Source organism: Phaeobacter sp. JH20_34, from assembly GCF_048056095.1.
GTDB lineage: Bacteria > Pseudomonadota > Alphaproteobacteria > Rhodobacterales > Rhodobacteraceae > Phaeobacter > Phaeobacter bryozoorum.
Window position 1 is genome coordinate 414410 of the sequence record NZ_JAYMWT010000021.1, and the last position, 22568, is coordinate 436977.

Below are 22568 nucleotides of genomic sequence, written 5' to 3' on the forward strand. Positions count from 1 at the left end.
CTTCTCCTCAGCGCATTTCGCGGCGGGCGTTGTAGACGTTCCAGACCAGGATCGGCAGGACCAGAAGCATGATGACCATGGCGCTGGCGGAGCCGACGCCCCAGTCATTGGCGCGGAACAGTTTGTCGTACATGTAATTGGCCAGAACCTGCGTCTCCCACTGGCCGTTGGTCATGGCAAAGACGATGTCAAAGACCTTGAGCACAACGATGGTGATGGTGGTCCAGACGACGACGATCGTGTCCATGATCTGCGGCACCTTGATCTTGAAGAAGATCTGAAACGGTCCGGCCCCATCCACGATGGCGGCTTCAACGGTTTCTTCGGGGATGCCGCGCAGGGCGGCGGAGAGGATCACCATGGCAAAACCGGTCTGGATCCAGATCAGCACCATCATCAGGAAGAAGTTGTTCCAGAACGGGATGGTCAGCCACTGCATCGGCCCGTCGCCGCCGAAATAGATGTAGAGCGCGTTCAGAACGCCGATCTGCTCGGTGCCCTCGGGGCGGGCGTCATAGACCAGTTTCCAGATCACCGCAGCCCCGACAAAGGAGATCGCCATCGGCATGAAGATCAGTGACTTCGCAATATTGCCCCAGGCCAACCGGTCCGTCAGCTGTGCGGCCAGCAGGCCGAAGGCGGTCGAGGCGGCAGGCACCACGAGAAGCCACAGGAAATTGTTCTTGAGCGCTTCCCAGAATTTCGCCTCGGCCAGCATCTGCTGGTAGTTGGCAAGGCCGACGAATTCAGATCCGCCACCAGGCAGGCGTTCGCTGACAGAAAGGCGCAGCGTCTCGACCACCGGATAGGCCAGATAAAGCCCCAGCGCCAGCAAGGCGGGCAACAGGAACAGCCAGGGTCGGATCATATTGGCGCGGCGGATATTGCGGGCGATATGCGCACCGCGTGCCGGAAAGATCACCCGGTCCAGCACCAGATTGGAGAAGTAGAAATAGCCGACACACCCTCCGACGCCAAAGGCGATTGTGAGCAGGCCCTGAATGGCTGGGTGCATGGGAAACTCCCTTCGCGGTGGGGTGGAGTGGGCAGATCAGCCCCCGGCAGCAACGCAGGCGGGCAGATCGGCGCGGATCTTCGATGGGAAAACTGCAAATTGTGCGGGCCGACCTGATAGAGGCAGCCCGCACCTGTGACTTATTTCAAAGCATCCCAGGAGGACTGGATCTCGGCCGCGACCTCTTCTGCCGGGGTGCCGCCAGCGTAGCCGACCATGCCTGTCCAGAAGGAACCCGCGCCAACCGCGCCGGGCATCAGATCCGATGCGTCAAAGCGGAAGGTGTCTGCGGACAACAGGATATCGCCCATCTTTTTCAGGGTATCAGTGGCATAAAGGTCGGTGTTGACGCCCTTGTGCGGGGTCAGGAAGCCCTGTTGCGCCATCCAGACCTCATGTCCGATGGGGGATTTCAGGAATTCCATCAAGGCGCGCGCGCCCTTGCTGTCGTTGGTGATCGACCACAGGGTGCCTGCCCCCAGAACCGGGCTGCCCAGATCCTTTTCCTCATAGGCCGGGAAGTAGAAGAAATCCGCATCCAGCCCCACTTCGGTGCCTTCGGGGAAGAAGGCCGGGATGAAGGACGCCTGACGGTGCATCAGACATTGCGGCGGGCTGGCGAAAAGGCCCTTGGGGCTGTCGCGGAAATCTGTGGAGGCCACCGCCCCTGCCCCGCCCGAAACATAGGCGTCATTGCGGGCGAAATGCCCAAATTCCTCAATCGCACCGATGACGCGGGGATCGGTGAATGGGATTTCGTTGCTGACCCACTGGTCATAGACGGACGGGTCCTGGGTGCGCAGCATCATATCCTCGACCCAGTCGGTGGCAGGCCAGCCCGTGGCGCCACCGGACCCCAGACCAATGCACCAGGGCGTATTGCCATCCTCGACCATCTGATCGGTCAGCGCCTTCAGCTCTTCCATCGACTGCGGCACGTCGTAGCCGAAATCCTCAAAGGTCTCAGGCACGTACCAGACAAGGGATTTCACATCGACCTTGTAGAACAGGCCAAAGAGATCCTCGTTGCCATCCGGGCCCTTGAAGGTGCTGAGATCGACCCAGGAGTCGCCAGCGGCGTAGTTTTCACGCACCCAGTCGGCGGTGTCGCTGCCCAGAGGCGAGATAAAGCCGCGTCGCGCCATGTCCGCCACCAGTCCCGGCTGTGGGAAGACGGCGATGTTGGGCGCGGAGCCGGCCTCGGCGTCCACGACGATCTGCTGTTCGAAACTGTCGGAGCCGGTGTAACGCACATCGGCGCCGGTAGCCTCGGCAAAATAGGCCAGCACTTTCTCGACCAGTGCCTGATCGGGGCCAAGCCAGGGTCCGAAGACGGTGACCTGTTCACCGGCAAGATCGGTCGCCTTTAGCGCCTCGAAGCTGTCCCAGTTGAACTCTCCCTCACCGACCGGAAAGGTCAGCGCCCCGTCGGCCTGCGCAAGTCCGGCTGTCAATGCCAACACGCCCGCAGCGGCAGTAAGCCTGCGTTTCATGATATTTCCTCCCGATAATCACAACGCCCTGCCAGATCCTGTTTGATCCGGTTATCCAAAGCGCTTTGGATTTCGCTACACTTCTAGATTCGCGCGGCGCTGTCAACAAATTACCAAGAAACACCTCTTATCTCTTAATTTAAACGACCCTTGCCAGCCTCACCTCACCCCTGCCATAACTACCTGAGCATGAGCACTGCGTTGCGATATGCGCCCGAAATATCAAAGCGCTTTGGAGACTTTCCGTATGAATCTGAAGGAACTGGCCGCCCATCTGAACCTGTCACAGACAACGGTCAGCCGTGCGTTGAATGGGTTTCCCGAAGTAAGCGAAGCCACCCGCAGGCGGGTTGCGGCGGCGGCGGAGCAGCACAACTACCGCCCCAACACCCGCGCCAAGGCGCTGGCAACCGGGCGGGCAATGGCCATCGGCCATGTGATTCCGCTGTCATCGCAGCATGAGATGGTGAACCCGATCTTTGGCGATTTCATCGCCGGAGCGGGCGAGAGCTACGCCAAGGCCGGCTATGACATGGTGCTGTCGCTGGTCGAGGACAGCAAACAGGAAAAGGCCTATCGCGAGATGGCGGCGAAGCGGAACGTCGATGGCATCGTGCTGCATGCGCCGCGCATGTCGGACCCGCGGATTGCACTGTTGCGCGATATTGGCCTGCCTTTTGCGGTGCATGGCCGGGCCTCCGATCTGGAGGGGCCGTACAGCTGGCTGGATGTGAACAACAAAAGCGCCTTTGAACGGGCGACACAATTCCTGCTCGATCTCGGGCATCGGCGGATCTGTCTGGTCAATGGTCTGGAGAGCATGGATTTCGCATGGCGCCGTCGCGCAGGCTACGAATGCGCGCTGACCGCAGCGGGCATCCCCCTGGATCCCGCGCTGATGTTTGCCGAGGAAATGACCGAGAGCTACGGTCACCGCACCGTCGTACACACTCAGGCCATGGCCGATCCGCCCACCGCCTATCTGGTGTCGTCGATCATCCCGGCGATGGGTGTGCGCCGCGCAATCGAGGATTCGGGGCGCCAGATGGGGCGCGATATTTCGGTGATCACCCATGACGATGATCTCTCCTATCTGCGCAATGGCGATGAGCTGCCGCAATTCACCGCGACGCTTTCTTCTGTGCAGGAGGCCGGCCGACAGCTGGCCGACCTGCTGCTGGCGCAGATCCGCGATCCGGGTGACGCCCCTTTGACACGCCTGCTGGAAGCGCAGCTGACGGTTGGCCGCTCCACCGGGCCTGCGCCGTCGCGCTAGACTCACCGCTGCCCGCACCATCCAATCAGGAGAGCCGCCATGTTACGCAACAGCCGCCAGGACTTCCCCGAGGGTTTTCTCTTTGGCGCGGCAACCTCGGCCTATCAGATCGAAGGACACGGGTTTGGCGGCGCCGGGGCGACCCATTGGGACAGTTTCGCCGCCACCCCCGGCAATGTAGTGCGAGCCGAGCACGGCCAGCGCGCCTGCGATCATTACCACCGCTACGCTGAGGATCTGGATCTGGCGGCGGCTGCCGGGTTTGACTGCTACCGGTTCTCCACCAGCTGGGCGCGGGTTCTGCCCGAGGGGCGTGGCACACCCAACCCCGACGGGCTGGATTTCTACGACCGGCTGACGGATGCGATGCTGGAGCGGGGGCTGAAACCCTGCGTGACGCTCTACCACTGGGAATTGCCTCAGGCGCTGGCCGATATGGGAGGCTGGCGCAACGCCGATATCGCCAAATGGTTTGGCGACTTTACCGCGGTCATCATGGGCCGCATTGGCGACCGGATGTATTCCGCGGCGCCGATCAATGAACCATGGTGCGTAGGCTGGCTGTCGCATTTCCTTGGCCATCATGCGCCCGGCCTGCGTGATATCCGGGCAACGGCGCGGGCGATGCACCATGTGATGGTAGCCCATGGCACCGCCATCGAAACGATGCGCGGCCTTGGCATGGAGAACCTTGGCGCCGTGTTCAATCTGGAATGGGCAGCCCCCGCCGACAACAGCGAGGCCGCCCGGCAGGCCGCTGCGCGCTATGATGCGATCTACAATGGCTTTTTCCTTGGCGGTGCCTTTCAGGGGCGCTACCCGGATCTGGCTCTGGAAGGGCTGGAACCGCATCTGCCGCACGGCTGGCAGGATGATTTTGCCACCATCTCAGCCCCCGTCGACTGGTGCGGCCTCAACTACTATACCCGCAAGCTGATTGCGCCGGGCAGCGGCGCCTGGCCCCATTACGCCGAGGTCGATGGCCCGCTGCCCAAGACCCAGATGGGATGGGAGATCTATCCGCAGGGGCTTTATGATTTTCTGACCCGGACGGCGCGCGACTATACAGGCGATCTGCCGCTGATCGTGACCGAAAACGGCATGGCCAACGCGGATATGGTGACAGATGGCACCGTGCCGGACGACGCCCGGATTGCCTTTGTCGATGACCATCTGGACGCGGTGCGCCGTGCCATTGCAGATGGCGTGCCGGTGCAGGGCTATTTCCTGTGGTCGCTTCTGGACAATTACGAATGGGCGCTGGGGTATGAGAAACGGTTCGGGCTGATACATGTGGATTTCGACACGCTGACCCGCACCCCCAAGGCATCATACCGCGCGCTGCAATCGGCGTTGGCACCCCCGCCGTGATGCCGGTGCTTCGATCGCGGGCTGGCGTCAGTCCGCCAGCCGCGCTGCCAGCTGGTCCAGCACGCTGAGGCATTGCCCGAGCTGATCAATGGCGAGGTATTCATCCGCCTTATGCGCCTGCGCGATGGACCCTGGCCCGCAGACGACCACATCCATACCCAGCGCCTGAAACAAGCCCGCCTCGGTGCCGAAGGGCACCAGTTCCGCGCTCTTGCTGCCCAGCAGCTCCGCCATGATGTCGCGGGCCTCATTCCGCGTGGTGGGGACCAGCCCTGCCACCTCTCCCACCACCTCGGTGTCGATGCTGGCCTCGGGGTAGACCGCGCGCATGGCAGGCAGCAGAACATCGTGGCAATAGCGTGCCATCGTGTCCTTCACATGGTCGGCGTCGGCCTGCTGGACCGGACGCATCTCCCAATCGACCTGCGCCTTTGATGCGATGACATTATGCGCGCTGCCACCGTTGAGCGCACCGATGTTCAGCGTGGTCCAGGGCGGATCAAATCGACTGTCCGGCGGGGTACGCTGCTGCAAATCCAGGCGCAGATCGAGCAGGCGGCTGACATAGCGCACCGCGTATTCCACCGCATTGACCCCTCGTGACGGATCCGACCCGTGACCCTCAAGTCCCTGAAAACGTGTGGTGTATTCGTGGCAGCCCTTATGGCCCTCAATGATGCGCATACTTGTCGGTTCACCGATCAGGGCCAGTCGTGGCCTGATCTCGCGGTCGCGCAGCGTCTGAACCAGATGACCGGCACCGACGCAGCCCACCTCCTCGTCGTAGGTAAAGGCGAAATGCAGGGGACGCTTGCCGATCTGCCCGGCGAACTGCGGCGCTATGGCGAGGGTCGCCGCGATGAAACCTTTCATGTCGCAGGTGCCGCGTCCGTAGAGCCGCCCGTCGCGCTCCACCATCGTGAAGGGGTCACTGCTCCAGTCCTGATCGGTCACCGGCACCACATCGCTATGGCCTGACAGCACGATCCCGCCATCGGCCTCCGGGCCAAGCGTGGCGAAGAGATTTGCCTTCTGACCGCTGGCATCAAACAGCACATCAACACTGGCGCCGCAGTCCTCAAGCCGGTTGGCAAGATAGGCAATCATCTCCAGATTGCTGTCAGCCGAGACCGTTGGAAAGGCAATGAGATCCGACAGGATCCGGCTGGTCTCATCAATCACCGGCTCATCCTTTTATGAACAGTTTCCGCTCCACTGTGCAGAGCGGTTCGGCGGCGCCGGTGTCGCGGATCAGCAGGGTTTCGGTGGTCTCAAGCCCCCAGCTGTCCATCCAAAGCGCCGGCATAAAGTGGAACACCATGCCCGGTTGCAGCACGGTGGTGTCTTCGCTGCGGATCGACGCCGTTCGTTCGCCCCAGTCCGGCGGGTAGGACAGGCCAACCGGGTAGCCCATGCGGCCAGAGCGTTCGATGCCGTGTCTGGCCATCACCGCCATAAAGGCGTCGGCAATGTCGCAGGTGCGATTGCCTGCGCGCGCCGCCTCGATTCCGGCGGCGATGCCTTCGATCTGGGCAGCCTCGGTTCGCAGCATCTCCGCCGGAGGAGTGCCGAGGAAGACCGTGCGCGACAGTGGCGCATGATAGCGGCGATAACAGCCGGAGAGTTCAAAGAACGTTGCCTCGCCCGCGCGCATCGGGGTGCCGTCCCAGGTCAGATGCGCTGCGGTGGCATCCAGCCCCGAAGGGGTCAGCGGCACGATGGCGGGATAATCCCCCCAGTCCTCGCCCACGCCGGTGATGCCCGCATGAATAATATCCGCGACCAGATCATTTTTGCGCACCCCGGGTTCGGCGCGGTCGATGGCGGTCTGGATCACCCGATCGGTGATCCGCGCCGCCTTGCGCATGAAGGTCAGCTCAGCCTCGGTTTTGATCAGCCGTTGCCAGTTGACCACTCCGGTTGCGTCCTGAAGGTCGGCGTGAGGCAGCTCTGCCGCCAGTACCGCATGTGCCTTGGCTGAATAGTAGTAATTCTCCATCTCGACACCGATGCGGGCGCCCGCAAGCCCCTGCGCGAGCAGACGCTCGGCCAGATCCTGCATCGGATGGCGGTCGATTGATTGAACATAGTGATCGCCGTAGCCGAGAAGCCTGTCCTGAGCCATCCAGCAGGTGCGGCGGGCCCCCATCATGTCCATATGCCGCCCCCACCAGATCGGGTCATCGTCATGGGTGACGATCACCCCCTGATGAACATAGAAGGACCAGCCGTCATAGCCGGTGAGCCAGGCCTGATTGGAGGGATCGGTGACAAAGAGCGCATCCAGACCGGCGGCAGCCATGGCGGCCCGGGTCTTAGCGAGCCGCTGCTGGTATTCGGATTGCTCAAACGGGGTATTTGGCTTGACCATTTTGTATCTCCCTTCCTGCCCTCAGCCCAGAACCGCAGTGACGGCCCGGTGCGTTGCCGCGACCACCTGATCTGCCTCCTGCCGGGTCAGGCAGAACGGCGGCGCAAAGCCGAGGATATCCCCCTGCGGCATCGCCCGCGCAATCACGCTGTCCTGCTCTAACAGTTTGGCGGCGATCTGCGGTCCGATCTTGTCACTGGCGTCAAAGAAACGGCGATCATCGCGGTCGGCCACGAATTCCACCGCGCAGAGCATCCCCTCGCCGCGCACGTCGCCCACATTGGGATGGTCTCCCAGCGCCTTGCGCATCTCATCATTGAGGTAGGCGCCGATGGCACCGGCGTTTTCGACAAGTCCGAGCTGGTCGATCAGATTGAGGTTGGCCACGCCAGCGGCGGCGCCGATGGGATGCGCCGAATAGGTCCAGCCATGACCAATCGGGCCGTTCTCATCTGTGCCGCGCTCCAGAACCTGCCACATCTTGTCTGACACGATAGAGCCCGACAGCGGCGCATAGGCTGAGGTCAACCCCTTGGCGATGGTGATAAGATCGGGTCGCATGCCGTAGTGATCAGAGCCGAACATCGTGCCCAACCGGCCAAAACCGGTCACCACCTCATCCGCGACCAACAGGATATCGTGGCGCTCCAGCACCGCCTGAATGGCGGGCCAGTACCCGGCAGGCGGCGGCACGATGCCCCCGGTGCCCAGCACCGGCTCACCGATAAAGGCCGCGATGGTGTCGGCCCCCTCACGCTCGATCAGCGCCTCCAGCTCGGCCACGCAATGGGCAACAAAGTCTGCCTCGCTCTGGCTGAGATCTTCACGGCGGAAATAATAGGGGGCCTCAGTGTGCACCACCTGCGCCAAGGGCAGATCGAACTTGTTATGGAACAGCTCCAACCCGGTCAGCGACCCCGTCATCAGCCCGGATCCGTGATAGCCCCGCCAGCGCGAGATGATCTTTTTCTTTTCCGGCCGCCCCAGGATGTTGTTGTAATACCAGATCAGCTTGATGTTGGTTTCATTCGCATCGGACCCGGAGAGGCCGAAATAGACTTTCGACATGTGATCGGGCGCCCGGTCCATGATCATCTTGGCGAGGGTGATCGAGGCCTCGGTACCATGGCCGACATAGGAGTGGTAATAGGCCAGGTCGCGGGCCTGGGTGGCGATGGCCTCGGCAATCTCAGGGCGACCATAACCGACGTTGACGCAGTAAAGCCCGGCAAAGGCGTCCAGCATCCGATTGCCGTCGCGATCCTCAATATGGCAGCCACTGCCGCCGGTCACCACCCGCTGCGGCAGGTTTCCACGGGCAAATTCGGCAAGGTGCGTGGAAGGGTGGAAAAAACTGTCGCGGTCCCATTGGTCCAGTTGATCGTTGTGCAGCATGGCTCTGTCCTTGGCTACGGCGGCGCGCCGCCTTTGGTCACATGAAGGGAGCCAGTTGCACGCGACAGGCCAGCGGGGCGGCCTGTTTTTGAGCAGAAGAAGGCTCCGCTCACCCGGACAGCAGCGCGCAATGCCTTTATTGCCAGGGTCGTGCAGCAGTTGGACCATGAGAGACCGGCCGATGGCAACAGATTTTTTTTGCGCCGTGGCTAGGACCGGTGGTCGCCGGCCCCTGCCCCGATGGTCGACGCCGCAGATCTGTTTCCAAACCGCGCGGTATCACAGATTCGACGGCAGCCCTATCCGGCAGGCGGCGGCGCCAGGGAGTTCCGTCTGACAACAGCTGTGTTGATGCAGATCGACTGACCGTCGGAGCGGCCTTCAACCATGGCGATCAGCTGTTGAGCCGCCTTGCGCCCCATTTCACGGTGCGGAACATGCACCGTCGTCAGCGGTGGGCTGACGATCTCCGCCAGTTCAATATCATCAAAGCCGGTTATCGAGACATCCTGCGGCACCGCGATGCCAAGGCGATGCGCCTCGCCCAGCGCACCGGCTGCAAGGACGTCATTGCCACACATGACCACGGTCGGACGAGGATCACGGGCCATCAACTCAGCAAATGCCCTGGCGCCTTTTTCAATTTCATAGGGGGTTTCGATCAATGTCAGCGCCTGCGGATCGCAGCCCTGCGCCTGCAGGGCATCGCGGACCCCGCTGACGCGGTTCTGTGCCCGGTCATTGCCTTGCCGGATACCCGAGATCATGGCGATGCGACGGTGACCCGCCGTTAGCACCGCCTGCGCCAGGTCATACATGGCCCCGGTATTGCTGAAGCCGACGGAGATCTGAGGCAGGTCGGGCGCATATGACCAGGCCACCAGAACCGGCACCTGATGTTTCGCAAGATACTGGTAGATCTTCTCGTCCCGTTCATGGCCAATCAGCAGCAGACCGTCGGCCCCGCGCGCAACCAAAGCCCGGATCTGCTCCTCCTCCACGTCTGGGCTGTAGGCGGAGCTGGAGACGAGAAGCGTATAGCCATCCTCGCGCAGCTGGTCCTGAAAGGCCTGCAGGCCGCGGGCAAAGATCGCGTTGTCCATGGTGGGAATGATCGCCCCGATGGTGAAGCTGCGTTTGGCAGCCATCACCCGCGCGGCGAAATTCGGCGTGTACCCCAGCGATTCGACCGCTTCCATCACCCGGTCGCGGGTTGCCTTGATCACCCGGTCAGGTGAATTCAGGCAGCGCGACACCGTCGCGGTGGAAACGCCCGCCGCCTTGGCAACATCGTTAAGTGTTGGAGCTGAGGGGATTTTTCCCATGTCTTACCTGCCATGTCTTTGGCGTATGTTAGCATAAATCGGGGCAGCTGCCAGCTACCAATGTAAGCGCTTGCATTATTGATGTAAGCGCTTACAAATGATGTTGAGATACAAACCGGGATCTTGCGATGTTTCTGATGGCGTCTGTTTGCGTATTTGTCGTGTTCTTTGCCAATGTTGCCCTCGGCGCGTTTGGCGGCGGCGGCTTCCTGGGCGATGTCGGCGAAATGGTGGTCCTGTTTGCTGCTTCCATTCTGTTTGTGGCGGCAATTCTCAAACGAGAGGCTGACCAGAAAAATCAAAACGGCAGCTGACGGATTTCCAAGGGAGGAAGACAATGACCAATGGCAAGGATGGCCTCAAATCTGCGGAGCGCCGCAATTTTCTGAAACTGGCCTCGACCGGTTCTTTTACTGCGGCGATGGTCGCAGGGGCTGGCGGTGTGCTCTGGTCCACTGAGGCGGTTGCGCAAACCGCCAAGGAGGAAAAGGAACGTGAGGGTGCGGCCGAGCATATCATGACCGTGGCAACCGCCTATGTGCTGGGCGCTTCGCGCAGCTATCCGATCATGCAGCTGGATCTGAAGGAAAACATCCAGAACGCCACCAACGGCAAGGTCTACGTGAAGCTAGCCCCCGGCGGGCAGCTCGGCGCAGGCGGCGCATTGGTGCAGAAGGTACAGGGCGGCACCATCCAGGCAGCGCAGCATTCGCTGTCAAATTTCGCGCCCTTTGCCTCTACCGTAGACCTGATCAACATGCCCTATCTCTGCGGTTCCAACCAGCGGTTCACCAATCTGGTGACCTCAGATTTCTGGAACTCGGAGGTGCATCCGAAAGTGGAGGCCGCAGGGTTCAAGGCGCTGTTCTATGTGAACATCGACCCCCGTGTGGTGGCGGTGCGCAAGGGTGGCAACGCGGTGATGTCACCCGGTGACATGGCCGGGGTGAAATTCCGGGTGCCAGGCTCGAAGATGCTTCAGCAGTATTACCGCATGGTCGGCGCCAATCCGACGCCGGTGGCCTGGGGCGAGACGCCATCGGCCATCAAACAGGGTGTGGCGGATGCGCTCGATCCATCGGTCGGGGCGCTCTATGTCTTTGGCTTCAAGGATATTCTCAGCCATGTGACCTTTACCCAGGCGGTGCCGGACAGCCAAGTTTATTCCTGTAATCTGGAATGGTTCAATTCACTGCCCGCCGATGTGCAGGAGGGCGTGATGTGGGGGTCTGAAATGACCGCGCATCAGAACCTGTCCAAAGTGCCCTCCGCCCGCGCCTATGCGATGGCGGAACTGACCAAGGCCGGTGTCGAATTCCATAGCCTCAGCGACGATCAGCTGGGCGAATGGCAAGAGGCCGGCGGCTATCAGCGCAGCGAATGGGATTCCTTCAAGACCGAGCTGGCAGGCTCAATGGACAATTTCGCCAAGCTGGAGGAGGCCGCAGGCACCCAGGGCAAATACTTCGTCCACGACGCCTGAGCCGGACCGGGCGGGCAGCGCGAAGCCACCCCGCCCGTCCTTATTCCAACAGCCGCCGCCGCAACAGTCTCCCGGGCTGGTTGCGGGGGTGCGCCTGAACCACGGGAACAGCAATGCAGATCCTGCGAACGATCGACAAGAACGCGGAGCGCTGGCTGCTTCTGGTGTTCTACGTGATGCTGGTCATCACAATGGCAATCGAGGTGATCCGGCGCGAGCTGTTTGCTTTCTCCTCGATCTGGGGCGAGGAGATCGTCCGCTATTCCTTCATCTATCTGGCCTGGATCGGTGCCGCCGCCGCGGTCAAGGAACGTGCGCATATCCGCATTGATGTGCTGATGCACTACCTCGGCCCACGGCCCAAGGCGCTGCTCTATATCTTTGGCGATCTGGTGATGTTCATCGTGGCGCTGGTGGCGCTCTACTGGTCATTCGAGACGGTTCTGGTCTCCGCCAAGTTCGGATCTGTCAGCCACGGGCTGCGGATTTCGATGGTCTGGTTCCTGATGGCGGTGCCTGTGGGCTTTGCGCTGATGGTCTGGCGGCTCTTGCAATCCTTCCTGCGCGACTGGCGCAGCCTTCGCGACGGCACCCCCGTCTTCGAAGGCGACAAGCTGTTTGATTGAGGGGCGTTAAGCGATGCTGTGGAATTCACTCAATCAAACGGTCGAACTGGGATGGGATTTCTACCTGCCGGTGATCATGTTCGTGGCGCTGATTGCGCTGGCGGTGCCGGTCTGGGCCGCCATTGGTGCTGCTGCCATCACCATGCTGGTGATGTCGGGAGATTTGCCGCTCAGCGCCATCGGCGAAAGCCTGTTCACCGGCATTGATGCCTTTGCGCTGACCGCGGTGCCTTTGTTCATCCTGACCGGCGACGTGCTGGTGCGCACCGGCCTCAGCAAGAAATTTCTGGATGTGGCAGAGGCGCTGACCTGCTGGACGCGGGGCGGCTTCGGCTCGGCCACGGTGCTGGTCTGCGGCATGTTCGCGGCGATCTCCGGCTCCGATGCGGCCGGTGCTGCCGCCGTCGGGCGGATGACCATCAACCGGCTGGTCGAAAGCGGCTACCCCCGCCCCTATGCCTGCGCGCTGGTCGCGGCGGGTGCCTGCACCGGCATCCTGATCCCGCCCTCCATCGCCTATATCATCATCGGCCTGGTGCTGGGCATTTCCGCCTCGACCCTATTCTTGGCGGCGCTGATCCCGGGAATTGCCATTCTGGTGTCGATCCTGGTCACCAATATCATCATGAACCGGCTTTACACTTATGAGACCGGCGGCAACATGGGGTTCGGTGAATGGCTGGGCAATCTGGGCCAGTCGCTGAAATCCGGCTGGTATGCCTTCATCGTGCCGGGGATCATCTTCTATGGCATCTTCTCAGGCCGCCTGACCCCGACAGAGGCCGGCGCCACGGCAGTGGTCGTCACCATCCTGATGGGCTTTGTCCTCGGCACTCTGAAACTGGCGGATTTCCCCGCGATGCTGGTCAGCTCAGCCAAGGTGAACGGGGTGATCCTGCCGATCATCGCCTTCTCCGCGCCGCTGGCAGAGGCGCTGGCGATCATGGGTGTGCCGCAGGGGTTTGTGACGGCTGTGACCGGGCTGACCGATGACCCCTCTGTGCTGATCCTGCTGATGATCTGCATCCTGATTGCGGCCGGCTGCGTGATGGAGACAACCCCCAATATCGTGATCCTGGCGCCGATCCTGAAGCCGCTCGCCGACAACATCGGCATGAACGAAATCCAGTTCTGCATCATGATGATCACCGCGCTGGGGGTCGGCTTTATCACCCCGCCGCTGGGCCTGAACCTCTTTGTCGTCTCCGGCATCACCGGCGAGTCCATCCTCAAGATCGCCGCCCGCGCCATTCCCTTTGTGCTGACCATGCTGATCGTGGTGCTGCTGATCGCCTATATCCCCGCGATTTCGACCACGCTGCTTCCTGATATTTACAAGTAGGATCCTCTGACATGACCCGTGAATACCTGAAAAAGGCGGCCCTGACCCCCAAGTCGGACGCGTCCGAGACCCATAAGATCGTGCAGGGCATCCTGGACGACATTGAGGCCGGCGGCGACGTCAAGGCGCTGGAGTACGCCGCGAAGTTCGACAAATACCAGGGCAACGTCCTGCTGACGGCAGAGGAGATCGAAGCCGCCTGCGCGCAGGTACCGGAGAAGCTCAAGGCCGACATCCGGTTTTCCCACGACAACGTGCGCCGCTTTGCCGAGCTGCAGAAAAGCACTATGCAGAACGTGGAAACCGAAATCTGCCCCGGCTTCATCACCGGGCAGAAGGTAATCCCGGTGGATGCGGCGGGCTGCTATGTGCCGGGCGGGCGCTACAGCCATATCGCCAGCGCCATCATGACCGTGACCACCGCCAAGGTCGCGGGCTGCAAGCACATCACCGCCTGCTCGCCGCCGCGCCCCGGCGTGGGCGTGGCCCCCGCCATCGTCTATGCCGCCCATATCTGCGGCGCGGATAAGATCATGGCGATGGGCGGCGTGCAGGGGGTTGCGGCGATGACCTTTGGCCTGTTCGGTCTGCCCAAGGCCAATATCCTGGTCGGCCCCGGCAACCAGTTCGTGGCGGAGGCCAAGCGCATCCTGTTCGGCCGCGTCGGCATCGACATGATCGCAGGCCCCACCGACAGCCTGATCTTGGCCGACCGCACCGCCGACGCCCATATCGTCGCCACCGATCTGGTGAGCCAGGCCGAGCATGGCTATAACTCGCCGGTCTGGCTGGTGACCGATGATCGCGCCCTGGCCGAGGAGGTCATGCGGCTGGTGCCGGGGCTGATCGACGACCTGCCAGAGGTGAACCGCGAGAACGCCGCCGCTGCCTGGCGCGACTATGCCGAGGTGATCCTGTGCAAAGACCGCGAGGATATGGCGGCCTGCTCCGACGAATACGCGCCCGAGCATCTGACCGTGCAGGCAAAGGATCTGGACTGGTGGCTGGAGCAGCTGACCTGCTACGGCTCGCTGTTTCTGGGCGAGGAGACCACGGTCTCTTACGGGGACAAGGCGGCGGGCACCAACCACGTGCTGCCGACCTCGCGCGCGGCCAGCTATACCGGCGGCCTCAGCGTTCACAAATACATGAAGATCGTCACCTGGCAGCGCGCCACCCGCGAAGGCTCGAAACCGGTGGCAGAGGCCACGGCCCGGATCGCACGGCTGGAAGGGATGGAAGGCCACGCCCGCGCTGCTGATGTGCGGCTGGCCAAGTATTTCCCCGACGAAACCTTTGACCTGACCGCCAATGGCTGACCCGCGCGCCCTGTTCGATCTGACGGGCCGGACCGCCTGCATCACCGGCGCCAGCTCCGGGCTGGGGCGGCGCGCGGCCATCGCGCTGGCCGCCGCCGGGGCGCAGGTGGTGGCGGTGGCGCGCCGGGCGGAGGCTTTGGAGAGCCTTTGTGCAGAGATCGGACCAAGCGCGGCTTATACGGTCGCGGATGTGGCCGACCGCAGCGCGCTGGCGGCACTGCGGGACGCCGTTGCGGCCCCTTTTGGCGCGCCGGACATCCTGATCCACGCGGCCGGCGTCAACACGCGGCAGCCTGCGGATGACGTCACAGCGGAGGGCTGGGACCGCACCCTGGCGCTGAACCTCTCGGCGCCCTTCTTCCTCAGCCAGACGTTTGTGCCTGTGATGAAGGACAGGGGCTGGGGGCGGATCGTCAATTTCGCCTCGCTCCAGACCTCCCGCGCCTTTCCCGGCGGCATCGCCTATGGCGCCAGCAAGGGCGGGATCGGCCAGCTGACCCGCGCCATGGCAGAGGCCTGGTCGCCCCACGGCATCACCGCAAACGCGATCGGGCCGGGCTTCTTCCCGACCGAGCTGACTCAGGCTGTCTTCGAAGATAACGCCCGCGCTGCCCGCAATGCGGCTCAGACCTGCATCGGCCGCAACGGGCGGCTGGAGGATCTCGACGGGCCGCTGCTGTTCCTGTGTTCGGAGGCCTCGGCCTATGTCACCGGGCAAATCCTGATGGTTGACGGGGGGTTCACCGCGAAATGAAAGCCTTGGTTTATGAAGGGGTTGAGACGCTTTCGGTCCGCGATGTGCCGATGGCCGCGGGCCAGCCGGGCGAGCATCTGATCCGCATCCATGCCTCCGGCATCTGCGGCTCCGACATGCACGCCTATCTGGGCCACGACGACCGCCGGCCCGCACCGCTGATCCTCGGGCACGAAGCCGCCGGGGTGATCGAGGACGGGCCACAGGCAGGCCGCCGGGTGACCATCAACCCGCTGGTGACTTGCGGCAGCTGCCCGGCCTGCGCATCAGGGCGCGAAAACCTCTGCGCCAGCCGCCAGATCATCTCCATGCCCCCGCGCGAGGGCGCCTTTGCCCAGTTCGTGGCGATGCCGGAGCGCAATCTGGTGACCGTGCCGGACGCGGTCCCGCTCGCAAAGGCCGCGCTGGCGGAGCCGCTGGCGGTCAGCTGGCACGCGGCCCGGCTGGCGCTGGAGGCGCTGCACCCGGACACCGAACGCCGCGCGCTGGTGATCGGCGGCGGTGCCATCGGGCTGGCGGCGGCGCTGGCGCTCAGCGCGATGGGGGTGGAGGACGTGACCATCCAAGAACCGAACGCCGCGCGCCGGGCCTTCCTGGCGGACCGCTGCGGCCAGCAGGCAGTGGCGGAGTTTCAGGACATGGTGCCGCTGGTGGTGGACGCGGTGGGCTATGCCGCCACCCGCGCCGCCGCCTCTGCCACTGCCGCGCCCGGCGGGGTGATCGCTCATGTTGGCTTGGGCGAGGACACCGGCGGCTTGGATATCCGCCGCATGACCCTGCAGGAAATCACCTTCATCGGCACCTATACCTATACCGCGCAAGACTTCCGCGACACCGCGCAGGCCATCTTTGACGGCCGCCTCGGGCCGCTGGGCTGGTCTGAGCTGCGTCCGCTGTCAGAGGGCGCCGCCGCCTTTCGCGATCTGCGCAGCGGCGCGGTGGCGGCGCCCAAGATCATCCTCGACCCCTGGGCCTGAGCCCGCGCCCCTAACAAACGGAGAGCAACGATGTATGACAAAATCCTGGTTCCCATGGCTCTGGATCACGGGGTGTCGGGGACAACGCTGAAGGCCGCCGCCACCCTGTGCAACCCCGGCGGGCAGATCACGGCGCTGCATGTCTATGAGGCACCGCAGGGATCCGTCAGCACCTACCTCGACGAGGACACCCTGCGCGAAGGCCTGGCCAACGCCCGTCTGCAGCTGACAAAGAAAACCGCAGATCATGGCGATGTATCGACAGAAATCGTCAAGGGCCGGTCCTACCGCGCCATTGTCGAATACGCGCAGCAGCACGGCATGGACTGCATCGTCGTCGGCTCCCACAAACCGGGTCTCAGCGATTTTTTCCTCGGCTCGACGGCTGCCCGCGTGGTCCGCCACGCGCCCTGCGCCGTGCATGTCTGCCGCACCACCTGACCCCGAGAAACAAGACACCCGAAGCAAAGGCAACCAACCATGACCATAGACAAGAGGATCGCTGACGATCTGGCGGCCAACGGCGTCTCCTTCGTCACCACCGTGCCCTGCAAGCAGCTGGCCGGGGTGATCGAGGAGATCGACCAGCGCGACGACATCTTCCATATCCCCTCCAACAAGGAGGATGAGGGCATGGGGCTGTGCGCCGGCGCCTGGATGGGCGGCAAGCGCCCGGCCATCATCATGCAGAACACTGCCATCGGGGTCACCATCAACACGCTGGCGACGCTGATCCAGTACTACCGGATGCCGCTGCCGATGCTGATCTCCTACCGCGGCGAGCTGCGCGAGCCGGTGGCCTGCCAGGTCGAAATGGCGGTGCATACCAAGGCACTCTTGGCGCAGCTCAACATCCCGACATACCACTTCCACTGGCAGAAAGATGTCGAGGAGCTGGACAACATCCTGAAATACACCTTCATGTGCAACAAGCCCGTTGCCATCCTGACCGACGCCAATTTCTGGGGAGGCTATGGCGACCAATGATCCGTTCTGAAATCCTGAAAGAGATCGCGCCGATCCTACGCAACGAACTGGTGGTCTGCAACATCGGCATTCCGTCGCAAGAGCTGCACGCCATCGACGACCAGCCCAGCAATTTCTACATGCTGGGCACCATGGGGCTGGCGTCCTCCATCGGCTTGGGACTGGCGCTGGCGCAGCCGAAGCCTGTGATCGTGATCGACGGGGACGGCTCGATCCTGACCAACCTCGGCACCCTGCCCACCATCGGCAACAACGCGCCCGGCAACTACATCCTGATGATCATCGACAACGGCTCCTATGGCTCCACCGGCGATCAGCCGACCTACACCAGCCAGCACACCGATCTGGCCGGCATGGCCCGCGCCGCCGGCTGCGCCCGGGTGGTGGAGGTGCAGGACAAGGACACCGGCCCTGCGCTGGAGGAGGCTTTGGCCAGCGGCGAGGCGACGGTTCTGGTGGTCAAATGCGACAGCGGCAATGCCAAGATGCCAGTGATCACGATGGACCCGGTGGTGATCCGCGACCGCTTCATGAAGGCCGTGGCCGGCTGATGGGTGCAGGCGCCATCCATTCGGCCGAGGACGCCCGCCGCCTGGCCCGGCGGCGGCTGCCCTGGATGGTGTTTGACTATATCGACGGGGCCGCCGGGCAGGAGACCGGGGCGGCGCGCAACCGTGCGGCCCTGGATGCCATCACCCTGCGGCCCCGTATCCTGCGCGATGTCAGCCAGCGGTCGCTGGCGGTTCGGATTTTTGGTGCCGAGGCGGACCGGCCCTTCGGGATTGCCCCCATGGGCATGTGCAACCTCGCAGCCCCCGGCGCCGACCTGATGCTAGCCCGGCTGGCCGCCCGCCACCGGGTGCCGCATGGGGTTTCGACCGTTGCCTCGACCCCCTTGGAGACTATCCTGGAGGCGGCGGAGGGCTATGCCTGGTTCCAGCTCTATTTCAGCGGTGACGGCACCGGCACCTTCAAACTGGCGGAGCGCGCCCGCGCGGCCGGCTATCAAACCCTGGTGCTGACGGTCGATGTGCCCGAGGTCGGCCGCCGCCCGCGCGAGCTGCGCCATGGCTTCAAAATGCCGTTCCGCATCGGCCCGCGGCAGTTCCTCGATTTTGCCCTGCACCCGCGCTGGTCGCTGACAACCCTTCTGAGGGGCAAGCCGGTGATGGCGAATTTCCAGATGGAGGGCTATGACTTCGACCGCACCGAAAGCCGGGCGCGCGCCACATGGGACACGCTGGCACGGCTGCGCGACCTCTGGCCCGGCAAACTGGTGATAAAGGGCGTGCTGGACGTTGAAGACGCCCGCGCGCTGGTGTCCGCGGGCGTCGATGCCATTCAAGTCTCCAGCCACGGCGCCCGGCAGCTTGAGGCAGCCCCTACCCCGATCGAGATGCTCGCGAAGATCCGGGCCGCGCTGGGGCCGGAATTCCCGGTGTTCTACGACAGCGGCCTCCGGTCGGGTGAAGACGTCCTGAAAGCCTTGTCCATGGGGGCTGATTTTGTATTTCTGGGCCGCATTTTGCAGTTTGCGATTGCTGCAAAAGGAGAATCCGGGCTGACCCAGCTTTGGCAGGCGCTCAGCGACGAGTTGAGTATTGCCATGGCACAGACCGGGCGCCACTCACTGGATCGCCATAACCATCAGATCTGCTAAGATAACGGAATACCCGCGCGTGCCGCCCTGCGCATTCACGCCGCATCGCTGCGCTGGCTTTTTGCGACGACGCTAAGGTGGTAGGCTTGGCAGATTTCTCCACCCGCTTCGAACCGGGGGCCTGCCGAGCTTATCGAGAGGCTGGCCCTGCGCATGAGCAGCGCCGCCGTCACCGAGGTGATACACAAGAACGTATCAATATTCCAATCCCGGGCGAAACGGGCAAACCCCTGTTCCAGCAGCCGCCGCACCCGCATTCTATCACGGGCTCCCAGAGTGTCTTCGACAAAGAACCGGCTGACCTCCCAGATCCCCGGATCCTGTGGCGCGGCGTCATCCAGCACATTGGAGGGAAGCCCCGGCAGCAGGCCCAGCTGCGCATCCCGCAACATATAGCTGGTGTTCATACATTGCGCTGTTGTGGGGGTCAGCCTGAAGCCGCCGAGAACAGCCATCCCGTCGTGAACTGCACAGTAGATACTCTCGGGCGTGTCATATTGGTCGAACTCCAATCCACGCACATTGGGCAGATCCCAGCGCCGTAGCTTGACGAAATGACGGTAGCGCGTACGCAAAAGCTCGGTAAAGAGCGCGCCGGTCTCCCCAAAATTATCAAATGTAATATCTGTCGACTGCATCCGCGATCCGGCCAGCTGTTCCTGCCGCCCGCGGGCGTGCATTCTGCAAATTTATCGAAAATTTGACTCAACCTATCCGGCAATCGTAAATTTTGAATTAATTCCTGTGGGTTGAACTTCTTTTTACGAACGGTTCTTGTCGGTGTGAGAGCCGATCAGACCGTGCGAGTTAACGACGGCATCGCTATCTTGCGAATTTCCGACAGTAGAACCGATTTCTTGACAGGTTTGGCAAGGTAACTGGCCGCACCCAGCTGCAAAAACAGCTCCTGCTCCTCAGGGGCCGCATTCGCTGTCAACATGATCACCGGGGTGGCCCCGATCCGTCCACCACGCCGCAGCATTTCGGTCAGTGTTTCGCGACCGTCCATGACCGGCATCTTCATGTCCAACAGCACAAGATCAACCGGGTTCTGCTCAAGCCAGGCAAGCGCCTCGACGCCATTTTCGGCATCTGTGATCTGGACGTTGCTGTTTTTGAGGAAGGCGCGAACGACCATTCTATTGGAGGCGGTATCATCCACCACGAGGATCGACAGCCCCCCGAGATCGCTGATCTCGCTACCGGCTGCCGGCTGTTGAAGGGTCTCAACCTCCGCCGGGTCGAGGCTTTTTATCGGACAGACAAAGGTAAAGCAGCTGCCCCAGTCGGGGCTGGTCCGAACGGTGATATCGCCCCCCATGATGCGTGCCAGATGGCGGGCGATCGCCAGGCCCAGACCGGTGCCCGGCACATTTGGTGCAGCCTTGTCGATGGCACGATAGAAATCCGTGAACAGCTTGGCGCTCTGTTCGGGTGTCATGCCACGTCCGGTATCCGACACCGCGACACGCAGCATCGCACGCCCCTCGAACTCTTCGATATCGGCGACGACCTCGACATGGCCGACCTCGGTGTATTTCACGGCATTCGAAACAAGGTTTCCGATCACCTGACGCAGGCGCAGCGCATCACATTCGGCATAGTCGGGAATACCCGGCTCCAATCTGATATGAAGCCTGAGCCCCTTCTCATCCGCCCGTGCGCGATACATTTCAACGGCACTGGAGATTTCTTCGCTCGGGACCACTGTCGCGAGGTTCAGATCGAACTGACCGGACTCGATCTTGGCGTGATCCAATACGTCATCAAGAATGCCGGTCAGCGCCTGAGACGATTTGCGCAGAAGCTGCGTCTGCTCCCTCAGCGTTTCAGAGCCGGAGTTTTCCTCCTCGATCAGCTCGGACATGCCGCAGATCGCATTCAAAGGTGTGCGGATCTCATGGCTCATCGCTGCGAGGAAACGGCTCTTCGCGCGGCTTGCAGCTTCTGCCGCACGCAGGGCCTCTTGCAGGCGGGCGGTCAGCCGGTGCTGCACCCACATGGCATGAAGCATGTAGGCGGCCCCCAGCAGGGCGACCACCGCTGCTATGACCATCTCTCCCGCACTGGCAAACCGGGACAGCGTCGCGCTGATCATATAGCCAACCGTGCAGATGATCGGCACCGCCGTGATGATACCGAAATGAAGCCAGGCTGACCGCGCAACAACACAGTGGTTGAGCGCGATGATCAGCAGCATTGCGCCCATCAGTTTCGGAAAGGGTTCCGAGTGCAGAAACAACAGCAATGACAGGGAGTTAAAGACGCAGACGCCGACGAATGCGGAGCCGGCAAACAGCAGCGTGTTGCGGACGGTCACCTCAGATATCAGCCTGCGATAGACCCGCAGCCCAACAACTTCGACAAGGACATAGGCGCCATAGACCACCGCGACGGCCTGAAACGACAGGAAGTAGAGCGACAACAGCGAGACCAGGCTGATGGAGGCAAACCGCGACGGAAGATCCGAGCGCACAAGCTGGTTTTGACTGGACACGGAGTTCACGAGGTCTGGCGATAAAGAAAACAAACGCATCCTCCTTCCCGTGTTTCTTTGGCGCTGTCCCTTCGGTTACGCCCAAGCGTGAAAACAAGCCTCACCTGACTGCATCACTGCTAACCGATTCGTCCCTACCGTTAAATTGCAGTCAAATAATGACGGATGACTTAATACAGTCACGCTGGCCTATTGACACAGTCAGGTCGATTACCCTGCGCGGTGGCGGTGGATCGGATAGGTCCTGTACCAAAAAGGCCAGCCCGCAGTGCAAGGGCCGGAAAGACCCACGTCATGACCGAAGGTCGCCTGAGAGCACCCCATCAGCTGATTGCGACTGCAAAGAGCGCAAATCAATCGATCATACCAGCGATGTCAGGTAAATGGTGCCCCCACACGGACTCGAACCGCGGACCTACTGATTACAAATCAGTTGCTCTACCAGCTGAGCTATAGGGGCCTTGGGCAGCGAGATAGCGTCTCTGGATGGAGGGTGCAAGACGAAAAATTCGTCACCCACCCGAGAATTTCGCGGCGTCAATTTCGCAGCAGAGCCCGTGCCCTCTCGTAGCGATCGGCGCAGTGTTCGTCGTGGTCAGACAGGAGGCCGCTGAAGCCCTGCCTTGCAGGCGCATTGACGAAATAGTAGCGCTCAGGCGGAACCTGCGCCTGCTGGT

The 22568-nt window shown here is 62.3% G+C and carries 21 protein-coding genes and 1 tRNA gene; 13 read left to right on the forward strand and 9 right to left on the reverse strand.

Annotated elements, in window-relative coordinates:
* Positions 1-7: 7 nt before the first annotated feature.
* Entirely contained in the window at positions 8-1015 is a 1008-nt protein-coding gene (locus VWZ81_RS16590; protein WP_260102984.1) for a carbohydrate ABC transporter permease, read from the reverse strand.
* A gap of 140 nt (positions 1016-1155) precedes the next feature.
* Positions 1156-2508, reverse strand: a complete 1353-nt coding sequence (locus VWZ81_RS16595) for an ABC transporter substrate-binding protein (protein WP_340544856.1) — start codon at positions 2506-2508, stop codon at positions 1156-1158.
* A gap of 247 nt (positions 2509-2755) precedes the next feature.
* Between VWZ81_RS16595 and VWZ81_RS16600 the strand changes: the two genes are divergently transcribed.
* Positions 2756-3784: a substrate-binding domain-containing protein gene (locus tag VWZ81_RS16600; protein ID WP_340544854.1), complete on the forward strand. Its 1029-nt coding sequence runs from the start codon at positions 2756-2758 to the stop codon at positions 3782-3784.
* Positions 3785-3823: 39 nt separating this feature from the next.
* Entirely contained in the window at positions 3824-5155 is a 1332-nt protein-coding gene (locus VWZ81_RS16605; protein ID WP_416543135.1) for a GH1 family beta-glucosidase, read from the forward strand.
* Positions 5156-5182: 27 nt separating this feature from the next.
* Here the strand turns inward: VWZ81_RS16605 and argE are convergent, their stop codons facing one another.
* The 4 genes from argE to VWZ81_RS16625 all read right to left on the reverse strand — a co-directional run bounded on the left by argE (position 5183) and on the right by VWZ81_RS16625 (position 10246).
* Positions 5183-6337, reverse strand: coding sequence for an acetylornithine deacetylase (argE, locus tag VWZ81_RS16610; protein WP_416543136.1), 1155 nt, complete (start codon positions 6335-6337; stop codon positions 5183-5185).
* Between the two features lie 4 nt (positions 6338-6341).
* On the reverse strand, positions 6342-7526 hold the full coding sequence (locus VWZ81_RS16615) for a M24 family metallopeptidase (protein WP_416543137.1): 1185 nt from the start codon (positions 7524-7526) through the stop codon (positions 6342-6344).
* Positions 7527-7547: 21 nt separating this feature from the next.
* Positions 7548-8921: an aspartate aminotransferase family protein gene (locus VWZ81_RS16620; RefSeq protein ID WP_416543138.1), complete on the reverse strand. Its 1374-nt coding sequence runs from the start codon at positions 8919-8921 to the stop codon at positions 7548-7550.
* A 299-nt stretch (positions 8922-9220) separates the two neighbouring features.
* Positions 9221-10246: a LacI family DNA-binding transcriptional regulator gene (locus VWZ81_RS16625; RefSeq protein ID WP_416543139.1), complete on the reverse strand. Its 1026-nt coding sequence runs from the start codon at positions 10244-10246 to the stop codon at positions 9221-9223.
* A 128-nt stretch (positions 10247-10374) separates the two neighbouring features.
* Between VWZ81_RS16625 and VWZ81_RS16630 the strand changes: the two genes are divergently transcribed.
* The 11 genes from VWZ81_RS16630 to VWZ81_RS16680 all read left to right on the forward strand — a co-directional run bounded on the left by VWZ81_RS16630 (position 10375) and on the right by VWZ81_RS16680 (position 19394).
* Positions 10375-10560, forward strand: coding sequence for a hypothetical protein (locus VWZ81_RS16630; RefSeq protein WP_340544846.1), 186 nt, complete (start codon positions 10375-10377; stop codon positions 10558-10560).
* A gap of 23 nt (positions 10561-10583) precedes the next feature.
* Positions 10584-11729: a TRAP transporter substrate-binding protein gene (locus VWZ81_RS16635; RefSeq protein ID WP_416539260.1), complete on the forward strand. Its 1146-nt coding sequence runs from the start codon at positions 10584-10586 to the stop codon at positions 11727-11729.
* Between the two features lie 113 nt (positions 11730-11842).
* Positions 11843-12355 carry a TRAP transporter small permease gene (locus VWZ81_RS16640; RefSeq protein ID WP_340544843.1) on the forward strand — a complete coding sequence of 171 codons (513 nt, stop codon included), beginning with the start codon at positions 11843-11845 and terminating at the stop codon, positions 12353-12355.
* 13 nt (positions 12356-12368) lie between these two features.
* A complete protein-coding gene (locus VWZ81_RS16645) occupies positions 12369-13697 on the forward strand; it encodes a TRAP transporter large permease (RefSeq protein ID WP_340544842.1) in 1329 nt (442 codons plus the stop codon).
* Positions 13698-13708: 11 nt separating this feature from the next.
* Positions 13709-15016: a histidinol dehydrogenase gene (gene hisD / locus VWZ81_RS16650; protein WP_416543140.1), complete on the forward strand. Its 1308-nt coding sequence runs from the start codon at positions 13709-13711 to the stop codon at positions 15014-15016.
* Positions 15009-15770: an SDR family NAD(P)-dependent oxidoreductase gene (locus VWZ81_RS16655; RefSeq protein ID WP_416543141.1), complete on the forward strand. Its 762-nt coding sequence runs from the start codon at positions 15009-15011 to the stop codon at positions 15768-15770. Before hisD ends, VWZ81_RS16655 begins: the two co-directional genes overlap by 8 nt.
* Positions 15767-16747 carry an alcohol dehydrogenase catalytic domain-containing protein gene (locus VWZ81_RS16660; RefSeq protein WP_416543142.1) on the forward strand — a complete coding sequence of 327 codons (981 nt, stop codon included), beginning with the start codon at positions 15767-15769 and terminating at the stop codon, positions 16745-16747. The genes VWZ81_RS16655 and VWZ81_RS16660 overlap by 4 nt, the downstream gene beginning before the upstream one ends.
* A gap of 30 nt (positions 16748-16777) precedes the next feature.
* Positions 16778-17188, forward strand: coding sequence for a universal stress protein (locus tag VWZ81_RS16665; RefSeq protein WP_340544836.1), 411 nt, complete (start codon positions 16778-16780; stop codon positions 17186-17188).
* 39 nt (positions 17189-17227) lie between these two features.
* Entirely contained in the window at positions 17228-17734 is a 507-nt protein-coding gene (gene comD / locus VWZ81_RS16670) for a sulfopyruvate decarboxylase subunit alpha (RefSeq protein ID WP_416540528.1), read from the forward strand.
* Entirely contained in the window at positions 17731-18285 is a 555-nt protein-coding gene (gene comE / locus VWZ81_RS16675) for a sulfopyruvate decarboxylase subunit beta (RefSeq protein ID WP_416543143.1), read from the forward strand. Before comD ends, comE begins: the two co-directional genes overlap by 4 nt.
* A complete protein-coding gene (locus tag VWZ81_RS16680) occupies positions 18285-19394 on the forward strand; it encodes an alpha-hydroxy acid oxidase (protein ID WP_416543144.1) in 1110 nt (369 codons plus the stop codon). Before comE ends, VWZ81_RS16680 begins: the two co-directional genes overlap by 1 nt.
* 35 nt (positions 19395-19429) lie before the next feature.
* On the opposite strand, the gene VWZ81_RS16685 is transcribed toward VWZ81_RS16680, so the two are convergent.
* The 3 genes from VWZ81_RS16685 to VWZ81_RS16695 all read right to left on the reverse strand — a co-directional run bounded on the left by VWZ81_RS16685 (position 19430) and on the right by VWZ81_RS16695 (position 22351).
* Positions 19430-20032 carry an acyl-homoserine-lactone synthase gene (locus VWZ81_RS16685; RefSeq protein ID WP_416543145.1) on the reverse strand — a complete coding sequence of 201 codons (603 nt, stop codon included), beginning with the start codon at positions 20030-20032 and terminating at the stop codon, positions 19430-19432.
* A gap of 155 nt (positions 20033-20187) precedes the next feature.
* Positions 20188-21930 carry an ATP-binding protein gene (locus tag VWZ81_RS16690; RefSeq protein WP_416543146.1) on the reverse strand — a complete coding sequence of 581 codons (1743 nt, stop codon included), beginning with the start codon at positions 21928-21930 and terminating at the stop codon, positions 20188-20190.
* 345 nt (positions 21931-22275) lie between these two features.
* Positions 22276-22351, reverse strand: a tRNA-Thr gene (locus tag VWZ81_RS16695).
* Between the last annotated feature and the right edge of the window lie 217 nt (positions 22352-22568).

Coding starts and splice junctions, on each gene's coding strand:
- VWZ81_RS16685 (WP_416543145.1), bottom strand. CDS start 20,032: ATGCAGTCGACAGATATTACATTTGATAATTTTGGGGAGACCGGCGCG.
- VWZ81_RS16615 (WP_416543137.1), bottom strand. CDS start 7,526: ATGGTCAAGCCAAATACCCCGTTTGAGCAATCCGAATACCAGCAGCGG.
- VWZ81_RS16655 (WP_416543141.1), top strand. CDS start 15,009: ATGGCTGACCCGCGCGCCCTGTTCGATCTGACGGGCCGGACCGCCTGC.
- VWZ81_RS16635 (WP_416539260.1), top strand. CDS start 10,584: ATGACCAATGGCAAGGATGGCCTCAAATCTGCGGAGCGCCGCAATTTT.
- VWZ81_RS16640 (WP_340544843.1), top strand. CDS start 11,843: ATGCAGATCCTGCGAACGATCGACAAGAACGCGGAGCGCTGGCTGCTT.
- VWZ81_RS16660 (WP_416543142.1), top strand. CDS start 15,767: ATGAAAGCCTTGGTTTATGAAGGGGTTGAGACGCTTTCGGTCCGCGAT.
- VWZ81_RS16625 (WP_416543139.1), bottom strand. CDS start 10,246: ATGGGAAAAATCCCCTCAGCTCCAACACTTAACGATGTTGCCAAGGCG.
- VWZ81_RS16680 (WP_416543144.1), top strand. CDS start 18,285: ATGGGTGCAGGCGCCATCCATTCGGCCGAGGACGCCCGCCGCCTGGCC.
- hisD (WP_416543140.1), top strand. CDS start 13,709: ATGACCCGTGAATACCTGAAAAAGGCGGCCCTGACCCCCAAGTCGGAC.
- comE (WP_416543143.1), top strand. CDS start 17,731: ATGATCCGTTCTGAAATCCTGAAAGAGATCGCGCCGATCCTACGCAAC.
- VWZ81_RS16665 (WP_340544836.1), top strand. CDS start 16,778: ATGTATGACAAAATCCTGGTTCCCATGGCTCTGGATCACGGGGTGTCG.
- VWZ81_RS16690 (WP_416543146.1), bottom strand. CDS start 21,930: ATGCGTTTGTTTTCTTTATCGCCAGACCTCGTGAACTCCGTGTCCAGT.
- VWZ81_RS16595 (WP_340544856.1), bottom strand. CDS start 2,508: ATGAAACGCAGGCTTACTGCCGCTGCGGGCGTGTTGGCATTGACAGCC.
- VWZ81_RS16630 (WP_340544846.1), top strand. CDS start 10,375: ATGTTTCTGATGGCGTCTGTTTGCGTATTTGTCGTGTTCTTTGCCAAT.
- VWZ81_RS16605 (WP_416543135.1), top strand. CDS start 3,824: ATGTTACGCAACAGCCGCCAGGACTTCCCCGAGGGTTTTCTCTTTGGC.
- comD (WP_416540528.1), top strand. CDS start 17,228: ATGACCATAGACAAGAGGATCGCTGACGATCTGGCGGCCAACGGCGTC.
- VWZ81_RS16600 (WP_340544854.1), top strand. CDS start 2,756: ATGAATCTGAAGGAACTGGCCGCCCATCTGAACCTGTCACAGACAACG.
- VWZ81_RS16645 (WP_340544842.1), top strand. CDS start 12,369: ATGCTGTGGAATTCACTCAATCAAACGGTCGAACTGGGATGGGATTTC.
- VWZ81_RS16620 (WP_416543138.1), bottom strand. CDS start 8,921: ATGCTGCACAACGATCAACTGGACCAATGGGACCGCGACAGTTTTTTC.
- VWZ81_RS16590 (WP_260102984.1), bottom strand. CDS start 1,015: ATGCACCCAGCCATTCAGGGCCTGCTCACAATCGCCTTTGGCGTCGGA.